The sequence below is a fragment of the Cytobacillus sp. FSL R5-0569 genome, assembly GCF_038007265.1.
GTDB lineage: Bacteria > Bacillota > Bacilli > Bacillales > Cytobacillaceae > Cytobacillus > Cytobacillus kochii.
On record NZ_JBBOWW010000001.1, the window covers coordinates 237863 to 256114 of the forward strand.

Here is an 18252-nt window from a genome sequence, read left to right on the forward strand (position 1 = left end):
TTGATTGTAGTGGTGTTCGTTTTTTGAGTGCGAATGTGAACTGGTTTTGACGTAGTATCATCTCTGATTTGGTAAACGAAAAGGTACAAATACCCAACCAACAGTAATGTGAATAAATAAGAGAGGATGCACCCACTATGAAAAAGCTGTTCCTAAATATGATAAGTATTATTTCTTTCGCCCCTTTTATTACACAAGTCACGCAAGCAGATGTGACGAATAATCTGCGGAAGTTAAAGGATTATAGTTGGTTTAATGCTTATTTGCAGAATGAGATTTATCGCAACTTAATCATCCATAATGTCCGGGTACGGAATGTGATTGGTGAATTTAACGAAAAGAGATTTAACCATGGTTCTTATCAGAAGAAGATGGATAAGAAACTAAACACTGTACTATTAAACGAGGAAATCCGAACGAATGTATAATCGTTCGGATTTCTGTTTGTTTATTCGCCTTTTTTTACAAGTAATTTTTCCCGCGAGAGTTTGGCAGCTTGCACCATGACTGTTAGGGCTGCGACGGTTTCGTCAATGCCTCTTGTTTTGAGGCCGCAGTCAGGGTTAATCCAGAAAAGTTGTGGGTCTAGTACTTGTAAGGCACGGTCGATGTTTTTCGTTAGTTCGTCGAGTTGTGGCACCCGAGGGCTGTGAATGTCATATACACCTAAGCCGATACCTTGTTCGTAGGTGCTTTCTTCAAATGAGTGAATGAGTTCGCCGTGGCTTCTTGATGTTTCAATGGAGATGACATCAGCGTCGAGTGCTTGAATGCTTGAGATAATGTCTTCGAAATCGGAGTAGCACATATGCGTATGAATTTGTGTTTCATTTCTGACAGAAGTAGTGGCTAGTCTAAAAGCATAAACAGCAGCGTTCAGATAATCTCCCCACTTCTCTTGTTTGAGTGGTAATCCTTCACGAATGGCTGGTTCGTCTACTTGAATCATCCGGATACCATTTGCTTCTAGTGCTTCTACTTCTTTTCGAAGGGCAAGGGCAATTTGGTTTGCGACTTCGTAACGAGGGATATCGTCGCGGACAAATGCCCAGTTTAAAATCGTAATCGGACCAGTGAGCATACCTTTTACCGGGTGATCTGTTAAGGACTGGGCATAGACTGTTTCTGCAACTGTCATTGGCTGTTCAAATGAGACATCTCCATAAATGAGTGGTGGTTTGACACAACGAGAGCCATAAGACTGCACCCAACCGAATTTTGTGAATTGGAATCCGGCTAATTTTTCACCGAAGTATTCGACCATATCTGTGCGCTCGAATTCGCCATGAACAAACACATCAAGGCCTAGCTCTTCTTGAATATCAATCCACTTTTTAATTTCCGTTTTGATATATGTTTGATAGTCAGTAGCAGTTAACTCTCCTTTACGCCATTTTAAACGATTTCTTCTCACTTCCTGTGTTTGTGGGAAGCTTCCAATCGTTGTTGTAGGTAGGAGTGGTAGTTGGAAGGCTGTTTTTTGTGTTGCTTGACGAACAGAATAAGGTGTTTCGCGCTCTGCTAGTGATGATGGTAAGTTTTGAATGGCTGTTTGTACTTGTTGATTGTTTCTAATAGAAGATTGATTTAGTGCCCCGATAGCAGTTCGTCTCTCGTTTATCTCATCTTGGATTTGCTCTTTTCCTTCTCTTATTCCTTTCGTTAGCACTACGATTTCTTGTAATTTTTCATCAGCAAAGGTGAGTGCGGTCTTTAATGTATGATCTAGTGTTTCTTCAATTTTGACTGTAACGGGTACATGCAATAAGCTGGATGAAGGCTGGATGATTAAGCGATCTTTCGGAACAATTGCTGTAATTTCTTCTAGAAGAGAGAGCTTATTATCAAGTTTGGCGCCCCAGATATTACGGCCATCGATGACACCTGCAGCTAATACTTTATCACTTGGGAAGCCGAATTTTTGTAAGGAAGCGAGGTTTTGACCTGCATCATGGACAAAATCAAGGCCGATCGCTTGCACAGGTAATGAGGTAACAGCTTCATAATAAGTGATGCTTTCAAAATACGTTTGTAAAATGATATTTATCTGTGGTGCTGCCTGGTGTAATGTTTGGTAAACTGCTTGATAGAGTGAGATGTCTTCTTCTGTGAGGGTAGTTGCTAAAATAGGTTCATCGATTTGTACCCACAAGGCACCTTCTTGCTGTAATTCTTTTAAAATTTGTGCATAAAGAGGAACGAATTGATTGACGATTGATTTGAATTCACTTTCTTTATAGCCTTTTGATAATTTCACAAACGTAATCGGGCCCAAGATAACCGGTTTCCCGTCGATTTCAAGCTTCTCTTTTCCTTCTTTATAAAAGGCAAGTGGCCGGTTTTCAGCAAGTGTTGGCGTGAGGTTGTTGAGTTCTGGCACGATGTAGTGATAGTTTGTGTTAAACCATTTGGTCATTTCAGCTGCCACGGCATCTTTGTTCCCTCTGGCAATATCAAAATACGTTTCGATATCAACCTTCCCACCTCTGTATGTAAAACGCTCAGGAACAAGTCCAAACATCACAGCTGTATCAAGGACATGATCATACAGTGTGAAATCGCCAACCGGGATGAGATCAACGCCAAGTTGTTTTTGCTTCTCGAGAGAGGATAAACGAATGACTTCCATTTGTTGCAGAAAAGTCTCTTTATTCAACTTACCACTCCAAAATTGTTCTAGAGCTTTCTTCCACTCCCGCTTCTCGCCAATTCTTGGATAACCTACATTTGAACTTTTTACTTCAGTCAATTTAAACACTCCTTTAGATTGTATTTTCTCAACAAAAAATCTCTCTATTTATTATTAAATGAGAGATTCATACGCAATATTAACTAGAGTTGAGACCATTTGATTTGCTCAACACGTATTCATCACTCCTCTCTATGCATCCGTAGAGTCTAAGTGCAAACAACAGACAGGTCTCCTGACTTCGGATTATCGCTCGTTATCCCTTCCCATTTCTATTATGAAATAGTGGTCAATGATAAGTCGCTCTCCTTCACAGTGGCGGGACCGTGCCGGCATTCCACCGGGCTTCCCTTTTAAGCAATCATGCATCTGTTGCCTTTGTTATTAAGTTTTGAAAATACAAAAGACCTCTCTAATTAAAAATAGAGAGGTCTTTATCCTCTCTTATTTGCCAAAGCTATTACACTTTGCAGGAATTAGCACCTTTTTAACAAATAATTGTTAAAGGTTGCTGGGTTTCATCGGGCCAGTCCCTCCACCTCTCTGAATAAGAGAATTACATATTTATAATATTTTGAATTTTAAAGATAGATTAGCATAATAAATGGAAGCTGTCAAAATAAATTCTTCATCAGTGATATATATCATCAGATTCAAGCCACTTGCGAAATTTATGTAGATGGTAATAATGCTTGCCATTAAGAATGACTTTTGGTGCGTGAGGATGCTTCTGTAATAGATCCTTCATGTCTGCTTCACTTAAATAAAAGTAAAGATGAAGGTGGCTTTGCTCCACAAGTAAATGATTCATATTACCTTCATTTTTACTACTAAATTGCTTCAACCCATTGCCTATGAAATAGCCAAGTAATGCTAAACCGACGGCAATCCAAATAAAATTCAACTCGAATTCCAATTTGTAATCCCCCTTAAATACATATATATCTACTTTAACATCTCCTAACGAATAGTAATAATATATTTTTTAGTGCCGAATCCGATCAATGCCCCCATAATTAAACCAATCTACCCTGTCTATCGCACCATCTTTCATAGATTGTATACTTGTCCGAGAACAAAATTGGCCAAGCTGTATATATTGATATTACTTAGTGTTTTTCTCGGGTTTGTGATGGAAAAGGCTATAGTTAGCACAAAGGAGACTATTAATTTTGCTGAAGGAGAGAAGTGAAGTGTTATGAATCTATCTGTTATTATTCCCATTCAGAATGAAGAATCTACGTTGTCAGCCGTTTTAGAAGAGTTAGTGAAGATTGAGCCATATGAAATCATCGCTGTTTTGAATGGTTCAACAGATGGATCGGAGAAAATAGCGGAAGCATTTGAATGTAGAAAGCTTGTTTATAAAGAACCTCTAGGGGTGGATATTGGACGAGCAATTGGTGCAAGGGAGGCAAAAGGAGATACGCTTCTTTTTATTGATGGTGATATTGTCGTTAGAGCACAGGAGCTACAAGCACTGCTTGATGGCATTCGGGATGGGGCTGATATTGCCCTAAATGATTTAAGCTGGACAATGAAGCGCCCCATTAGACCACATCCGACAGCAGTATCAAAGTTCTCTCTTAATCATTTTTTAGGTAAAGGTGAGTTATCCGTTAATTCCTTAGTCGCTGTTCCTCATGTTATGAAAAAATCAGCGCTTGATACAATTGGTTGGGAGAATTTAGCTTGTCCGCCATTAGCTCATAGTATAGCTGTGATGAAAGAATTAAAGATGAGTGCACCAGTAGCCATTGATGTGATTGCTACAAATAAGATTCGACCGAAACATCAACAGAAGATTACGGGCTCCTCTTTTTCATTTTCAACAAGTTTAATAATTGGTGACCACTTACGTGCAGTGGCCCAACTGATTGAAGAGAGAGGATTTCGCGGTGGTTTAAACGATGGCAGGCGAAATCGGCTATCTTTTAAGGAATATGTACAAGCCTTTTCGGTAAAGGAAGCGAAACGAGCGAAGTATAGTGCGATTATTCCTGTAGGGAAGGAGCCGGATACGATTGCTGAAGTGATTGCTGAGGTAAAGAAGGCAGGCATTGATGAAATCATTGTTGTGTTAAATGGAGCAGATGAACGAACAAAGGAAAAGGTAGAAAAGTCAGGTGTGAAAGTGATTGCGTTTGACCAGGCACTCGGACATAACATTCCAAGAGCGATTGGTGCGCTTCACAGTACAGGAGATATCTGTTTGTTCTTAGATAGTGATTTTGTTATCAAAGCAGAAGATTTAACCCCTTTTATACATGCTGTAGAAGAAGGGGCAGATATTGCTTTAAATGATTTAGAGATATTGCTCGACCGTGCCCATCCGTTGCATTCTGTGAGTGCTGCTAAGTACCTTCTGAATATGGCGCTGAAAAGAGAGGACCTCACCGTTAATTCTCTCACTGCTATTCCACATGCAATGAGCAGGAAAGTGATTGACGAGATTGGTATCCTCACATTAATGTCTCCACCGTTATTTCAAGCAAAGGCAATTCTAAAAGGATTTAAAGTCGAATCCATTCATTATGTCGATGTCGTCAAGCCAAATAAAATTAGAAAACAGCATCACAGGCAAGCCGATGGTCGGGTCGAATCAACTGACCGGATTCTAGGTGACCACATTGAAGCATTTTCATATTTACTATCGTTCAATCAGAGATGCGGTTATACAGATGGCAATCGAAAATGGGACATGCTCCAAGGTCAAATAGATAGAGTTGCTGTTATTGGTCTCGGCTATGTTGGTCTCCCACTGGCTCTCCACTTAGCAAAAAAGGGCTGTCATGTAACGGGCATCGATCAAGATACTCATAAGATTGAGTTATTACAGCAAGGGAGCAGTTATATTCCTGATGTAAAAGATGAAGAGCTGCAAGCGGTTCTAAATTTCATTCCAAAACATACGGATGCAGCTATAGCTTTGCTTAAAGCCGCTGAGTATATCATCGTCACAGTTCCAACCCCAATTGACGAACATCATGAACCGGATTTAAGAGCGATGATTGCCGTTACTAACTATCTTTGCCAATATTTACAGACGGGACAAACGATTATTTATGAAAGCTCTACTTATCCGGGAACAGTAGAAGAGGTGATTGAGCCTATATTCACACGCCATCACTTTAAAGCTGGTGAAGACTACTACTTATGTTATTCACCCGAGAGAATTGATCCTGCAAATAAGCAATATACGTTAGCCTCTATCCCAAAAGTAATTAGTGGTCAAACAGAGAGTTCTCTTGCGAAAATTGATCAGTTTTATGCAAAGTATTTTGCTGAAGTTGTGCCAGTAAGCTCGCCGAAAGTTGCAGAGTTAGCTAAGTTATTTGAAAATACACAGCGATTAGTCAATATTTCACTAGTGAATGAGTTGGACGAGCTATGTGAACGATTAGACATTGATTTTTATGAAGCCCTGCAGGCAGCTGCGACAAAGCCATTTGGATTTACTCCTTATTGGCCTGGTCCGGGAATAGGTGGACATTGTATCCCTGTTGATCCGATATATTTACAATGGAAGCTCAATCAATACGGCTTAAGCAGTCAGCTCGTAGCAGCAGCAAGAGAAATTAATGATACGATGCCTCAAAAAATCGTCAAAAAAGTAGAAGCTGAATTAGCAGGGGAGACCGGGGCAATCCTTGTTGTTGGCCTAGCGTATAAAAGGGATGTGAACGATGTCCGTGAATCCCCAGCTTTAACAATTTTTAACGAACTCTTGCAAAAAGGTTATCAGGTAGACTATCACGATCCTTATGTACCAACAGTTGTTCTTGAAAATAAAAGCTATCAATCTGTTCCGTTAACAAACGAGACATTATCAAAGTATCAATTAACCCTGCTTCTTACGGACCATAGTAATTTGGATTATAAACTTTTATCGAAAGTAGAAAATATCATTGATACGAGGCATGTATTAAAAACAGGGAAATGAACAAGCGATACTATATTCCTTGTAAGGGGGTGATGCCACTTAAAGATGTAAGGAGACGATGCTTTTTGGATGGTTCGTGTTTATCTTTGATTGTTCCTATTAGTCGGGATGCGAGTAATCAGTATGTGAGTAAGTTAATCCAGACCTATCAATCTATCACAAATGTTGAGCTAATCTTTGTTGCCCATAAATTACTAAATGTTGATCCGTTTCGTCTCGTAGTAAATGATGCTTGGCAACATGTCTACGAAGCACATGTCATCGGGGCAAAAAAGGCAACAAGATCATGTATGTTATTTTTAGATCTCAACCAACATATTACGGTACCAACGCTCCAGCAATTTTTACAACCTCTGATGGACAATAGCGCGGACGCTGTTCTCAATAATATGGACTATGAATTTCAAAAAAAACACCGCCACATTCCTTCTACTATTTTCCCGCAAATAACCAATGCTTTTATCCATCGTTCGGATTTAAAAATAGACCAAATCGTGTTCGTCCCTTATGGACTCTCTAGAAAAGCAGTAGATACTATTGGTATTGATACGCTTAGCAATCCTGTTGAAGCACATGTGAAATTAGTTCAACAAGGCTATGTATTGTCACATCAGCTTCCTATTCGTAATATCTTTCAGCTGCAAAATCAAGTGTGGGATAGGAAAGATGACAGGAGAAGAATAGACGATTATTTACAAGCTTACACACAAAGATTCCCGCCTAATAGCCGATCAAAGTTTTCTGATGGTGAAAGAAGATTAGATGTACTAGATTCTGTTATCCAGGGCCATCAGCCAACTATTAGAAAAAATGACCATGCCAACAACCCCTTATCCCAGTTATCAGTTATCATCCCAGCTCAAAATGAACAAGCACGAATTAAGGCAGTAATTGAGGAGTGTATGCGATTAGGTCCGTTAGAAATCATCGTTGTAGTGAATGGGTCAAATGATCAGACAGCGGTTCATGCATATGATGCAGGGGCAACGGTTATTCAGTTTGCTGAAAAACTAGGTTTAGATACTGGTAGAGCGATAGGTGCCCACTTTGCCACCGGAGAGATTTTGTTATTTGTTGATGGCGATTTTCTCATCGCGATGGAAGACTTACAGCCATTTGTACAGGCTGTAGAGAGGGGCGTTGATGTTGCAGTAAATGACCTCAATGCTAGCTTAAAACAGCACTGGCCACTTCACTTAGTTACTGCCTGTAAATACGCAATAAATGTAGCATGTAATCGAGCTGATTTAGGTGTGGGTTCCACTGTTGCTGTCCCCCATGCCTTGAGTAGGAAAAGTATTGAAAAAGTCGGTGTTGGGTCACTAGCTAATCCTGTATTAGCTTACGTAAAGTTACTTGTTAATAATTGTGTAGTCGAAAATGTACACCATGTTGAAGTGGATAAAATCAATCGCTTTCGCCCGCATACTCATTATGCTAATCGAAAAGGAAGTCTAGCCCCCACTACTTCAGTCATCGTCGGTGATCATTTAGAGGCGATGATATATTTAGGGAATTTACAAAAAAAAGGAGAGAAAAAGAATGGCTTGTAAAGATGAAAGTTGTTTTGATGTGTGTCTAAAATTGGTGGTAAATACGAATAACAGAAGAGCAGAAACGTCCGTTGAGTGCGATGATGCTTGCGGTGGTATCGAGTTCGAATTTGAAAATGGTGTCATTCAAATCACTTTACCACTTGTAGCGTGTGTGGAGACGACATTAAAAGATGATTTAAGTGCAAGTGCAGAGCTAACAAGCTTATCTTTACCAGGCTATCAATAAACACAAGGAGTGAATGGAAATGGCATGTAGTCATAAAAGTTGTTTTGATATTTGTTTGAAGATCATAGTAAATACGAGAACAGGAAGAGCAGAAACGGAAGTGCAATGCGATGAGGTCTGCCCAGGTCTGGAGTTTGAATTCGAAAATGGCATCATTATCATCACGATTCCACTAGTTGCCTGTGTGGAAACAACCTTAAGAGACTCCCTGCGTGCAGATGCACAACTCGTCAGTTTATCTTTGCCAGGTTATTCATGAACAAATAAGGAGTACGGAACCTGATACCATTTTGGTGTGAGGTTCTTTTTATACATAAAAAAGATGGGTGTTGATGCGTTTAAGAGTGAGGAGGAATAGAGAGAAACTCTTGTCTAGTCGGTCAAAGTCGGTTTAAGAACTGCGGGAAAAAAGGAAAACAGTCGCTCTTGGGATACTAATATATGTTGATAACGGGAAAAAAGAGACACCGTCGAATAGGAGGGGATATCTCACCTTTAAGCCCTTCTCGATTGGAGAGAGATAGAAAAGGGAAAAATCAATTCTGTGCACCATCCTCAGAGATGTTGAATTTTTGATCTTCATTCAGGCTGGAATTGGCTAACGAGAGCCAAGTATGCATAAATTACGAGTCATACAAACGGAAATGAGTTAACCAGAGGTAAGCAAACTGTGATTGCAAGTCCCTCAAGAGGGAATCTGTAAAGGAGAGGTGAGCAAACTGTGATTGCAAGTCTCTCAAGAGGGAATCTGTAAAGGAGAGGTGAGCAAACTGTGATTGCAAGTCTCTCAAGAGGGAATCTGTAAAGGAGAGGTGATCAAACTGTGATTGCAAGTCCCTCAAGAGGGAATCTGTAAAGGAGAGGTGATCAAACTGTAATTGCAAGTCTCTCAAGTGGAACCCCTGTTAATGAGAGGTGATCAAACTGTGATTGCAAGTCCCTCAAGAGGGAATCTGTAAAGGAGAGGTGATCAAACTGTGATTGCAAGTCCCTCAAGAGGGAATCTGTAAAGGAGAGGTGATCAAACTGTAATTGCAAGTCCCTCAAGAGGGAATCTGTAAAGGAGAGGTGATCAAACTGTGATTGCAAGTCCCTCAAGAGGGAATCTGTAAAGGAGAGGTGATCAAACTGTGATTGCAAGTCTCTCAAGTGGAACCCCTGTTAATGAGAGGTGATCAAACTGTAATTGCGAGTCTCTCAAGAGGGAATCTGTAAAGGAGAGGTGATCAAACTGTGATTGCAAGTCCCTCAAGAGGAAATCTGTAAAGGAGAGGTGATCAAACTGTGATTGCAAGTCTCTCAAGTGGAACCCCTGTTAATGAGAGGTGAGCAAACTGTAATTGCGAGTCTCTCAAGTGGGAATCTGTAAAGGAGAGGTTAACAAACTGATTTGCGAGTAACTCAAACAGAAATTTCCCAACGAGAGGATAGCAAAATGAAATTGCGAATCACTCAAACCAAAACCCCTCAATGAAAGCTGAGCAAACTGGATTTGCACGTCACTTAAAGGAAAACCACTCACGAAAGCCGAACAAACGGAATTTACCATCATTTATAAGAAAATCAAACCAATTGGTCTAGGGATGAGAGACGCAGTGAGCAAAATATAGCTACACACTTAATTCCTTTCGATATCTAAGTACTAAATAAAAAAGACAGTGCATTATCGACTGTCTTTACTTCCTCAAACTCACATCAGTAAGGATTTCATTCCATATTTGTTTATCATAATGATGGTTAACGGGTATTTTAACGAAGCAGATTCCTTCATGTGGCCATTCTTCATCAATGAGTGGTCGTTCTAATGGTACATTTACTTGTTGGATGATAATGAGGTTGAAGGGGCCGCGGATAATTTTGGAGAGAGTCGTTTGCAATTCAATAATGTCTTCGTATTTTGCAATTTCCCATTCATATCGAATGAATAAGGTTTTTTTGCTAGTTTGTATTTTTGTGAGAAAGTTTTGAATGCGTTTGTTGAGTTTTTGTTTGAATGCTGGGTACTGATCGGTCCACTGTTGGTTGGCAATCATAGGGAAATCGTGGACAGAATCAATTTGATATAGACGGTCATGAACAAAATGAGCCCTTGCAGGAGTGGTTCCTCCTTCTTCATAAATGACTTGTCCTTCATGGACGAAATGTGCGGTAATATTCTTTTCCTCCATGTGATCTTTTTCCATGTAATTTTTAAACTTGTTTTTAAGTAGCTGATTGACCATGTTAAGATGTGGCGACTGTATCCAATCAAAAGGGAATGAATTTTTTCTTAGATGATGCTCTTTTGTGTAGATGGCAGGACCACACCAACAGCCTAAACTTACAACGAGATCATATACGCCTTTTGTTTCTGATAGCTTCAAGTTATCACTCCTTTACTTATAATTATTTTATTGATAAAGGAGAGGAAGTGATTGGACAAACAGTTAAAAGCAGTAGAAAAGGCTCCTCCTTTTTTAAAAAAGAAGAAGCCCTACTTTTATAATATTTCCGTTAAGATCTCTTTGTTCTCTGTATCCCAAATCATGAGCCCAAGTTCTTCATCTACATTGATGATGCGAATGGAGACGGGCACATGGTCGCCTGCTATAGAATTAATTTTAGTACCGCAAAAGTTAAGAATGCTCGTTAACTCGGCCTTTGAAATACCTGGTGCATAGATTTTTAATTCTATATTCGTTAAATTATCATGCTCATAATTAATATCGCCGTTTAATCTCAAATCTAAATTTGTAAAGTAGGTAAGAAGGTCATCTGATAGATAATTGAGACTATCATGGAGACTTTTATCCACTTCATTTAATTCATCTGAAGGATAGACATATTGGTCTTTTTCAACCTCTTCCCAGCTGCCGATACCTTGTTTGCCTTTATCAATATAAGTATGAGCAAGAAATTGGCCAGGTGTAATTTCATTTTGGCCTGCCTCTTCATAGATAGATAAGATAATTGGTACATTAGGGACATTTTCAATCCCTCTGACGGCAGAAATAACATTTTTTGCGATGTTTTTCGCATATTTTTCGTTGTAACTCTTGTCTTTATAAACCTCATTCACTCTTACTTCACCTGTGTGAACTAATCCGGCATCATCCATTACTCGAATATGGTAGTAATCATTGATAGAAATAGCTAATGAAATCCCAACAACTTTTCCTTTGTCATTTAAATAATTTTGTTCGTGAATATGAGAGATGATTTTAGGGGTTTTTTCCTCATCTTCCAGTCGATCTTTTGTTTCTTTCATTTTAGGGTTCAGCCCATTAGGCGTATCATTAGACTCTCTAGCAAGTAATTCATTGAGCAAGTCACTATCTATGTATTGACCTGATTGGTAAAGGTGGTCTTCTGGTGAAAAATATTCAGAAGTGATATCCATCAACCCTAGTTCAATCTCAGTGATATCGTAGTTATTAGAAACATTTGCTGTAATTGCACCTCGTGCCATAGCTGGCTCAAACGGTTGCTTGACTTTAAATATATTATTCTCAATTTGCGTTGGAATGACGATATCTTCGGGTTGATCTGTGGTTTCTTCCTCGTCCTTATTCATACATGCTGTTAGCGTAATAAGTAGTAATGGTGTAAGTGTAAGTAGTAGAAGCCTTCTCATGGTTAACTCCTTGTTTGTATGTTTTTGAGCCAATTATCTTGCAAATAAAAGGTACCATATAATGACATTATGTACAAATGATATTTTCATAGCTTGCTTGAAAAAGGAGGATTATGAAAGGTGGAATAGAAAGGGTTAGAAAAGAAAGAAGATGGATGTGAATGATAATGAGAGCAAGCGAAAGTATCCAGTGTGTTTGGGATCAATTTAACACGTTCCCAATGGAAAATCTAACGAAAATATGGCATTACCAAAAGGGAAGTGAGAGAAAGCAAAGAGAACTATCCTTAATGAAGGAACATAGAGATCAATATGGCCTGGCGGGTAATTGTTTTGATTTAGCCATTTGGTTGTTGGATGCTTTTCGACAAGCAAAGATTCAAGCATTTCCAATCGGTCATAATCTAGGGACAGTAAATGCCCATGTAGCAGTAATTGCACTGGACGATAATGGTGGCCGCTACTTATGTGATTCGGGAGATCAATGGTTAAATCCGGTGTTAATAGATAAGAAACGAGAAAATTTTACAAGTGAGAAACTAGGCGGTTTTTTCCCAGGTGCTAAAATACAATTGATACCGAATGAATTTATGATCGAGGTGCGCTATCATAGACCTAATGGGAAAGAGTCAAGACAAATATATGATACACGCCCGATTGATTGTGATGTTTTTCTCCAAGCAGCTGAACATTCACAAAATCTCCTTAAGCCCACTCCCTTACTCGAATGTAGAGTTCCTTATCAAACAGAAGTAGCGCACTGGGAATTTACGAATTGGATCAGCTTTTTGAGCACGAATCATGGACTAATGAAAGAAAGTCCATTAGTTGGTATCGATGAGTGGGTAATGAAAATTCATGAAAAAACGGGTTATAATAAAGAAATTCTGTTGGAGATGTTAAAGCTATATCACGCTTTTCAAAATAAATAATACGACTTGAGCCGTGGTTGTCGTGCTTTGGTTCAAATACACGCCTGTAAATAGGTTTTTTATCATCCCTCTCCTTTCGAGCTTTATAAAATTAGGTTATTTTGGATTGTAGTAATTTTTATTAGTCCGTATTTTGAAATGGAAGGCGCGGTTTTTCCTCTTCATAGATGGAATAACTTAAACCTCCTTTTTCCATACTCGAACATTGCTTATCGCTGCAATAAAATAGGTACGTTTGTTGCTCAGTTCTAACGCTGACTTCCATATAATACGGGAAGACGCCACCTTTAAACTTATTAATATCTGATTCGATGGCAATGATTTTTTCTCTTTCCCTTAAAGATAAGTAATCCTCACTTTCAACCGTTTTTAGTATCATTTCACTTAAAATAATAGCTTCTTCTCTTGTTGCTGCAGACCATTGTTCTAATAAGAACCATTTGCAGAAGTAATATATGTTCAGCAGTAGACTAATAGTTAATAAGAAAACTAACAGCTTGTTTTTCAATTTAAACCACCTTCAGTTTATTGGTATAATTTTACACTAATAATACCTTTTTACAATCGTGCGTTTTTGTTGTCTACGACGGAATTTAAAAATAATCTCCTATAATAAGAGGTTAGAACATATTGTAAAATAGTAAGATTTTAATTCAATTAGATTGGCAACTCTCTAATAAATAGGTAGAAAAGCATTAGAAATTGGTATTTTTTATAACTTATAAAATTCTTCTAAAATATATAGTCAAAAGGCAGCTTGACAGTAATATTACAATCGTATAATTTACAAGGTGGTTAACCAAATTAGTCGACGAATGAAGCTATTATAATTGAATATTATTAAACTAGTCATCCTAGGTAATAGTTGGTAATATACGAGGAATAACGGAGGCCAACATACGTATAATGAAGAAAAAACTAGCAATTACTTTATCTACCCTTGTTTTTTTAAGTCCAATGACCACATTTGCTGATAAATATACAGTCAAGCAAGGTGATAATTTATGGGACATTTCAGAGGAACAGCGTGTTGATTTTTATGAATTATTAGACGTTAATAGTCAAATTCCTAATAAAGATCTCATTTTCCCTGAGCAAATCATTCAATTACCTAAAACGAGCTCTATTTATTATACTGTTTTACCGGGTGACTCCTTGTGGAGAATTGCCATTAAGTTAAATATTAATTTTGAAAAACTACTAAATGCGAACCCAGAAATTACGAATAAAAACCTCATCTATCCAGGGCAAAAAATTAAAATACCTGAGAGAAGAGACGGAGAACTTTTGGAACAAGATGATTCTAACATTATAAAACCACAAGCCAATACGGACAAAGTATCAAAGCCAAAAGTTGAGGAACAAGATAGATCTAAGCCAAAGAAAGAAAAACCAGAGGCGACTACCAGAAGAAGAGAAACCGGAAGTAACTGAGCCAAAGGAAGAAAAACCAGAGGCGACTGAACCAGAAGAAGAGAAACCGGAAGTAACTGAGCCAAAGGAAGAAAAACCAGAGGCGACTGAACCAGAAGAAGAGAAACCGGAAGTAACTGAGCCAAAGGAAGAAAAACCAGAGGCGACTGAACCGGAAGAGAAACCGGAAGTAACTGAGCCAAAGGAAGAAAAACCAGAGGCGACTGAACCGGAAGAAGAGAAGCCGGAAGTAACTGAGCCAAAGGAAGAAAAACCAGAGGCAACTGAACCGGAAGAAGAGAAGCCCGAAGTAACAGACCCAGAGGAAGAAAATGACGGAAATGCGTCTGCAGGAAATCATGAGCAATACATGAATGAAGTCGTATCATTGGTAAATGCAGAGCGTGCTAATAACGGGTTGCCTGCATTAAAACTTAATGGAGACGTTTCCAAAGTTGCGTATTTGAAGGCGAAGGATATGGCCGATAACAACTACTTTAGTCATACTTCTCCCACATATGGAACACCATTTGAAATGTTAACGGCAAATGGGGTTACCTATCTTACTGCGGGTGAAAATATTGCTAAAGGCTATACATCACCTAAAGCGGTTGTCCAAGGCTGGATGAACTCTGAAGGTCATAGAGCAAATATATTAAACGGTAATTTTACAGAAATCGGCATAGGTTATGAGAGTAATGGTCATAATTGGGTGCAGATGTTTATAGGGAATTAAAGACTAAAAAGGCTGAACCTAACGCGAGGGGTTCAGCCTTCTTATAATCTTTCACGAAATCAGTACTCGTTGTTTAAATTTCTAAATATTTAGTAATATAGTATAATTTGTTAAATGACTAAATGAGAGGGGGATGCGGTTGATAATAACACTATGTGGTTCAACCAAATTTAAACAACAATTTATACATACAGAAGCGACATTGACTTACCATGGTCATATCGTTTTAAGTCTGGGTTTCTTTGAACATAGTGATGACATTTATTTATCGAATGAGAAGTTACATATGCTACAAGAGTTACATTTAAGAAAGATTGATTTGAGTGACGCCATTTATGTAATTGATGAGGATGAATACATTGGAGAGAGTACGCGAAAGGAAATACAATATGCAAAGAGTAAAGGTAAAGACATTCATTATTATTCATCTAGTAAAAATAAGTTAGACATGCTCCTTTAGGAAGGATGTGAGAGTCATTGTTAAGTTATTATAGTAAACTTTCTTCTGAAGTATATGATTTAGATAAATACATAGGTTCAACATTTGGAGACATTGCCTTTTACCGAGATAGATTAGCTACTTGTAAAGGCAGGATTCTTGAACCTGGAGTGGGTACGGGGAGGACGCTTATTCCCCTTTTGGAAGCTGGTTTTACAGTTGAAGGGTTTGATGTATCAGATGAGATGCTCCGTATATGTCGGCGTCATTGTGCAGAAAGAGGGCTTGAGACCAATGTATTTAGCGGGAAAATGGAGTCGTTTAGTTTACCAGCAAAATATGAAGCGATAATTATTCCAACAGGTACTTTTCTGTTGCTGCATGAGCGAGAGGACTCTATAAAGGCATTAAAGAATTTCCACCATCATCTCTCGCCAGGTGGAAAGTTGATTGTAGATATTTTTTTACAACCGGACGTTACTCTAAATCAAGCATCGACTAAGACATGGAGAACAGAAAATGGCGATATAATTACGCTGGAGAAAAAGGTGATTGAAGTCGATTATATAAAACAGTACACGGTTTCTCACCATCGTTATGAAAAGTGGAGAGATGGGCAGCTGATACAAACAGAATTGGAACATTTTCCCCTACGTTGGTACGGAGTCGAAGAGTTTAGGAACATTCTTGAGACAACAGGTTTCCACAGCATCATTATTTCAGCCGATTATGAACAAGGGCTATATCCTACTAATGCTCATCAATCGATTACATTTGAGGCAGTAGCGAAATAGAGCAAGCAAGCTAAAAAAAGCCAGTGACCACACCACTGACTTTACTCACTTTATTTCTTACAGTGAAAAACAAAACTAACGGAATCATCATTCGCTTGTTTATCTTGATAATCTCCGTAACATGATTTGATTGTAAACCCGGCTCTTGTTAAAGAGCCTTCAATCTCTTTGAGCGTGCGAAACCTTATTTGATGCTTTCTCCTAGTGAAGAGTTCACCGTTGTCACAATACTGAACGGTCTCATAGAAGGTGAAAACATTATCTTCCATTCCTTCATAGGAAGAAATAATGGTAAGTTTCTCTCCAGTATAGGGATGATTTGTATAGTCAGGTGTCTCATCCTCCATCCAGTTCTCCCATTCTTTTGCATGAAGGTTGCGGCAATCAAAAATAAGGGAGCCATTAGGTTGTAAAGCCTGATGGATATCAGAAAGCGTTTCTGACCAGCTTTCATCCGTTAAAAATACTTGGGCAACATTTGCTGTCATGATGACAGCATCGTATGTGTTTGCCTGCAAGAGTCGACTATCGCCTACGAGCCATTGGACATTTGTTAACCCTTTACCTTTAGCGACGTCGATCGCCTCATTATCGGGATCAATTGCTGTAATTTCATATCCCTTCGTATCTAAGTAACTCGTTAATCTCCCTGTACCACATCCTAAATCTGCTAAATGATGAGTCTGTAAATTGTTAATGATAGATAATAAAAATTTATCTCCCGGTCCCATTTTGTACATTTGGTCATATATCAAAGGTATCATCTTAGTGTCCAGTCTCCTTATGAAGTAAATAAAGGTTTTCAATCGTATATTTCAATTTCGACACTAGTAAAAGCAAACCCTTTAAAGGAAATGGCTTTATCTAATCGAATAAATAAGTGAGGTGTTTTTCTATGACGAATCTCCCCATTTACTGTAATGGCATAGCCGTTGTTTTATTAAAAAAGTATGAGAATGATACGTTGGTCCAGCTTATGAAAAGGAATACAGAGCCTTTTCATGGCGAATGGTGCTATGTCGGTGGTGCTATTGAAGAGGATGAGAAGGCGTGGGAAGCAGCATTAAGAGAAGTGAGAGAAGAAACGGGCCTAACGGATATTCGTTTATATGTCAGCAATACATTTGAGCAGTACTATCATCCAAAAAGTGATTTTATCTATATGGCGCCGGTTTTTGTGGGCTTTGTTGGCGAAGAAGAGCAGGTGAAATTGAACGAAGAGCATAGCGATTATGCCTGGTTCACATTCAAGGAGGCACTTCAGCAAATAACTGTGCCTGGCAATGACTGCGTGCTTTCTTTTATTGAGAAGCATTTTGTAAAAGTAAAACCGTATACACAATTGGAGGTCAGGTGGTGGCTAGATGAATAAGGAATTCTATATCATGACTGAAGCCTGTCCTGCGTTGAATTTTTTTATCTATATTCAAAACATATATGGTAATCAGACGAAAAAGAGTGAGCACAGATTTCCATATATGATTAGAGAGTATGCTTTTAGTCAAAACTTTGAAGGTAGCTATAAAGAGAAGTGGGCAGAAACGGTTCAGCTTGTGGCGGAGAATCGATTTAATGGAGAAAAATTATTTTATAATCATAAAAACTTCTTTTTTGAAGGCTTGTTTATGGATCATACAAGCTTTAATGAAGTTTATCAATCTTTTAAAGTATGGTGGCAGAGTCTAACGGGGAAACTGGCCGTCACAAGGACAGTAGATGAAGAGATAAGTAATATCTATTGTGAGTTAGCTGAGTCTTCCCCGAGGCAAACTTGTTTGTGCAGGTTATATATGATGATTGCTTCCTAGGGGACTTGATGAGTCAACCATATTTTTGTATTGTAACGATGGAGCAATGCTTACATGGAAAAGAAAAACTACTACAATTCGTACGAAAAAGTATGAGATAAAG

At 38.6% G+C, this 18252-nt stretch carries 18 protein-coding genes, 1 pseudogene and 2 riboswitches; of the genes and pseudogenes, 13 read left to right on the plus strand and 6 right to left on the minus strand.

The features are described 5' to 3' along the window. Window positions 1–137: 137 nt before the first annotated feature. Window positions 138–428, plus strand: a complete 291-nt coding sequence (locus MKX78_RS01280) for a hypothetical protein (protein WP_095371033.1) — start codon at window positions 138–140, stop codon at window positions 426–428. Window positions 429–448: 20 nt separating this feature from the next. On the opposite strand, the gene metE is transcribed toward MKX78_RS01280, so the two are convergent. Both metE and MKX78_RS01290 read right to left on the minus strand, forming a co-directional pair. Next, complete coding sequence (gene metE / locus MKX78_RS01285) at window positions 449–2749, minus strand: 5-methyltetrahydropteroyltriglutamate--homocysteine S-methyltransferase (RefSeq protein ID WP_341049414.1); 2301 nt, start codon at window positions 2747–2749, stop codon at window positions 449–451. Between the two features lie 148 nt (window positions 2750–2897). Then, window positions 2898–3077, minus strand: a riboswitch (cobalamin riboswitch). 53 nt (window positions 3078–3130) lie between these two features. Then, a riboswitch (SAM riboswitch) is annotated at window positions 3131–3243 on the minus strand. Between the two features lie 77 nt (window positions 3244–3320). Next, entirely contained in the window at window positions 3321–3605 is a 285-nt protein-coding gene (locus MKX78_RS01290; RefSeq protein ID WP_341049416.1) for a DNA-binding protein, read from the minus strand. 282 nt (window positions 3606–3887) lie between these two features. Between MKX78_RS01290 and MKX78_RS01295 the strand changes: the two are divergent. The 5 genes and pseudogenes from MKX78_RS01295 to MKX78_RS01315 all read left to right on the plus strand — a co-directional run. Then, window positions 3888–5399: pseudogene (locus MKX78_RS01295) on the plus strand (glycosyltransferase family 2 protein); the annotation flags it as partial. Next, the gene (locus MKX78_RS01300) at window positions 5391–6632 is read left to right on the plus strand and encodes a nucleotide sugar dehydrogenase (RefSeq protein ID WP_322910328.1); all 1242 of its coding nucleotides are present in this window, start codon (window positions 5391–5393) and stop codon (window positions 6630–6632) included. The pseudogene MKX78_RS01295 and the gene MKX78_RS01300, both read left to right, overlap by 9 nt. A gap of 65 nt (window positions 6633–6697) precedes the next feature. Then, a complete protein-coding gene (locus MKX78_RS01305) occupies window positions 6698–8185 on the plus strand; it encodes a glycosyltransferase family 2 protein (protein WP_341049418.1) in 1488 nt (495 codons plus the stop codon). After that, window positions 8175–8414, plus strand: a complete 240-nt coding sequence (locus tag MKX78_RS01310; protein WP_095371029.1) for a hypothetical protein — start codon at window positions 8175–8177, stop codon at window positions 8412–8414. The genes MKX78_RS01305 and MKX78_RS01310 overlap by 11 nt, the downstream gene beginning before the upstream one ends. 19 nt (window positions 8415–8433) lie before the next feature. Continuing rightward, on the plus strand, window positions 8434–8673 hold the full coding sequence (locus MKX78_RS01315; protein ID WP_095371028.1) for a hypothetical protein: 240 nt from the start codon (window positions 8434–8436) through the stop codon (window positions 8671–8673). A 1417-nt stretch (window positions 8674–10090) separates the two neighbouring features. Here MKX78_RS01315 and MKX78_RS01320 read toward each other — a convergent pair. Together MKX78_RS01320 and MKX78_RS01325 are read right to left on the minus strand one after the other, a co-directional pair. Continuing rightward, entirely contained in the window at window positions 10091–10777 is a 687-nt protein-coding gene (locus tag MKX78_RS01320; protein WP_307315774.1) for a DUF1796 family putative cysteine peptidase, read from the minus strand. Window positions 10778–10893: 116 nt separating this feature from the next. Next, window positions 10894–12027: a CamS family sex pheromone protein gene (locus MKX78_RS01325; RefSeq protein ID WP_322910242.1), complete on the minus strand. Its 1134-nt coding sequence runs from the start codon at window positions 12025–12027 to the stop codon at window positions 10894–10896. 167 nt (window positions 12028–12194) lie between these two features. Here MKX78_RS01325 and MKX78_RS01330 point away from each other — a divergent pair, with 167 nt between their 5' ends. Then, the gene (locus MKX78_RS01330) at window positions 12195–12959 is read left to right on the plus strand and encodes a hypothetical protein (protein ID WP_307315767.1); all 765 of its coding nucleotides are present in this window, start codon (window positions 12195–12197) and stop codon (window positions 12957–12959) included. A gap of 121 nt (window positions 12960–13080) precedes the next feature. Here MKX78_RS01330 and MKX78_RS01335 read toward each other — a convergent pair whose 3' ends face one another. Beyond that, window positions 13081–13467, minus strand: a complete 387-nt coding sequence (locus MKX78_RS01335) for a hypothetical protein (RefSeq protein ID WP_307315764.1) — start codon at window positions 13465–13467, stop codon at window positions 13081–13083. A gap of 398 nt (window positions 13468–13865) precedes the next feature. Here MKX78_RS01335 and MKX78_RS01340 point away from each other — a divergent pair, with 398 nt between their 5' ends. The 4 genes from MKX78_RS01340 (at window position 13866) to MKX78_RS01355 (ending at window position 16341) form a co-directional block, all read left to right on the plus strand. Then, window positions 13866–14393 (plus strand): LysM peptidoglycan-binding domain-containing protein, encoded by a 528-nt coding sequence (locus tag MKX78_RS01340; RefSeq protein ID WP_341049424.1) that lies wholly within the window; start codon window positions 13866–13868, stop codon window positions 14391–14393. Next, complete coding sequence (locus MKX78_RS01345; protein WP_341049426.1) at window positions 14314–15108, plus strand: CAP domain-containing protein; 795 nt, start codon at window positions 14314–14316, stop codon at window positions 15106–15108. Before MKX78_RS01340 ends, MKX78_RS01345 begins: the two co-directional genes overlap by 80 nt. A gap of 139 nt (window positions 15109–15247) precedes the next feature. Then, window positions 15248–15568 (plus strand): hypothetical protein, encoded by a 321-nt coding sequence (locus MKX78_RS01350; RefSeq protein ID WP_307315763.1) that lies wholly within the window; start codon window positions 15248–15250, stop codon window positions 15566–15568. 17 nt (window positions 15569–15585) lie between these two features. Then, on the plus strand, window positions 15586–16341 hold the full coding sequence (locus tag MKX78_RS01355) for a class I SAM-dependent methyltransferase (protein WP_095371024.1): 756 nt from the start codon (window positions 15586–15588) through the stop codon (window positions 16339–16341). Between the two features lie 50 nt (window positions 16342–16391). Here MKX78_RS01355 and MKX78_RS01360 read toward each other — a convergent pair whose 3' ends face one another. After that, the gene (locus MKX78_RS01360; protein WP_307315757.1) at window positions 16392–17105 is read right to left on the minus strand and encodes a class I SAM-dependent methyltransferase; all 714 of its coding nucleotides are present in this window, start codon (window positions 17103–17105) and stop codon (window positions 16392–16394) included. A 131-nt stretch (window positions 17106–17236) separates the two neighbouring features. Between MKX78_RS01360 and MKX78_RS01365 the strand changes: the two genes are divergently transcribed. Both MKX78_RS01365 and MKX78_RS01370 read left to right on the plus strand, forming a co-directional pair. Further along, complete coding sequence (locus tag MKX78_RS01365; protein WP_341049429.1) at window positions 17237–17713, plus strand: NUDIX hydrolase; 477 nt, start codon at window positions 17237–17239, stop codon at window positions 17711–17713. Next, window positions 17706–18149: a hypothetical protein gene (locus tag MKX78_RS01370; RefSeq protein WP_341049431.1), complete on the plus strand. Its 444-nt coding sequence runs from the start codon at window positions 17706–17708 to the stop codon at window positions 18147–18149. The genes MKX78_RS01365 and MKX78_RS01370 overlap by 8 nt, the downstream gene beginning before the upstream one ends. The last annotated feature ends 103 nt before the right edge of the window (window positions 18150–18252 follow it).

Bases quoted from the DNA above. Each gene is read 5' to 3' on its own strand.
- MKX78_RS01280 (WP_095371033.1), top strand. From the start codon at position 138: ATGAAAAAGCTGTTCCTAAATATGATAAGTATTATTTCTTTCGCCCCT.
- MKX78_RS01300 (WP_322910328.1), top strand. From the start codon at position 5,391: ATGCTCCAAGGTCAAATAGATAGAGTTGCTGTTATTGGTCTCGGCTAT.
- MKX78_RS01310 (WP_095371029.1), top strand. From the start codon at position 8,175: ATGGCTTGTAAAGATGAAAGTTGTTTTGATGTGTGTCTAAAATTGGTG.
- MKX78_RS01315 (WP_095371028.1), top strand. From the start codon at position 8,434: ATGGCATGTAGTCATAAAAGTTGTTTTGATATTTGTTTGAAGATCATA.
- MKX78_RS01325 (WP_322910242.1), bottom strand. From the start codon at position 12,027: ATGAGAAGGCTTCTACTACTTACACTTACACCATTACTACTTATTACG.
- MKX78_RS01330 (WP_307315767.1), top strand. From the start codon at position 12,195: ATGAGAGCAAGCGAAAGTATCCAGTGTGTTTGGGATCAATTTAACACG.
- MKX78_RS01340 (WP_341049424.1), top strand. From the start codon at position 13,866: ATGAAGAAAAAACTAGCAATTACTTTATCTACCCTTGTTTTTTTAAGT.
- MKX78_RS01360 (WP_307315757.1), bottom strand. From the start codon at position 17,105: ATGATACCTTTGATATATGACCAAATGTACAAAATGGGACCGGGAGAT.
- MKX78_RS01365 (WP_341049429.1), top strand. From the start codon at position 17,237: ATGACGAATCTCCCCATTTACTGTAATGGCATAGCCGTTGTTTTATTA.
- MKX78_RS01370 (WP_341049431.1), top strand. From the start codon at position 17,706: ATGAATAAGGAATTCTATATCATGACTGAAGCCTGTCCTGCGTTGAAT.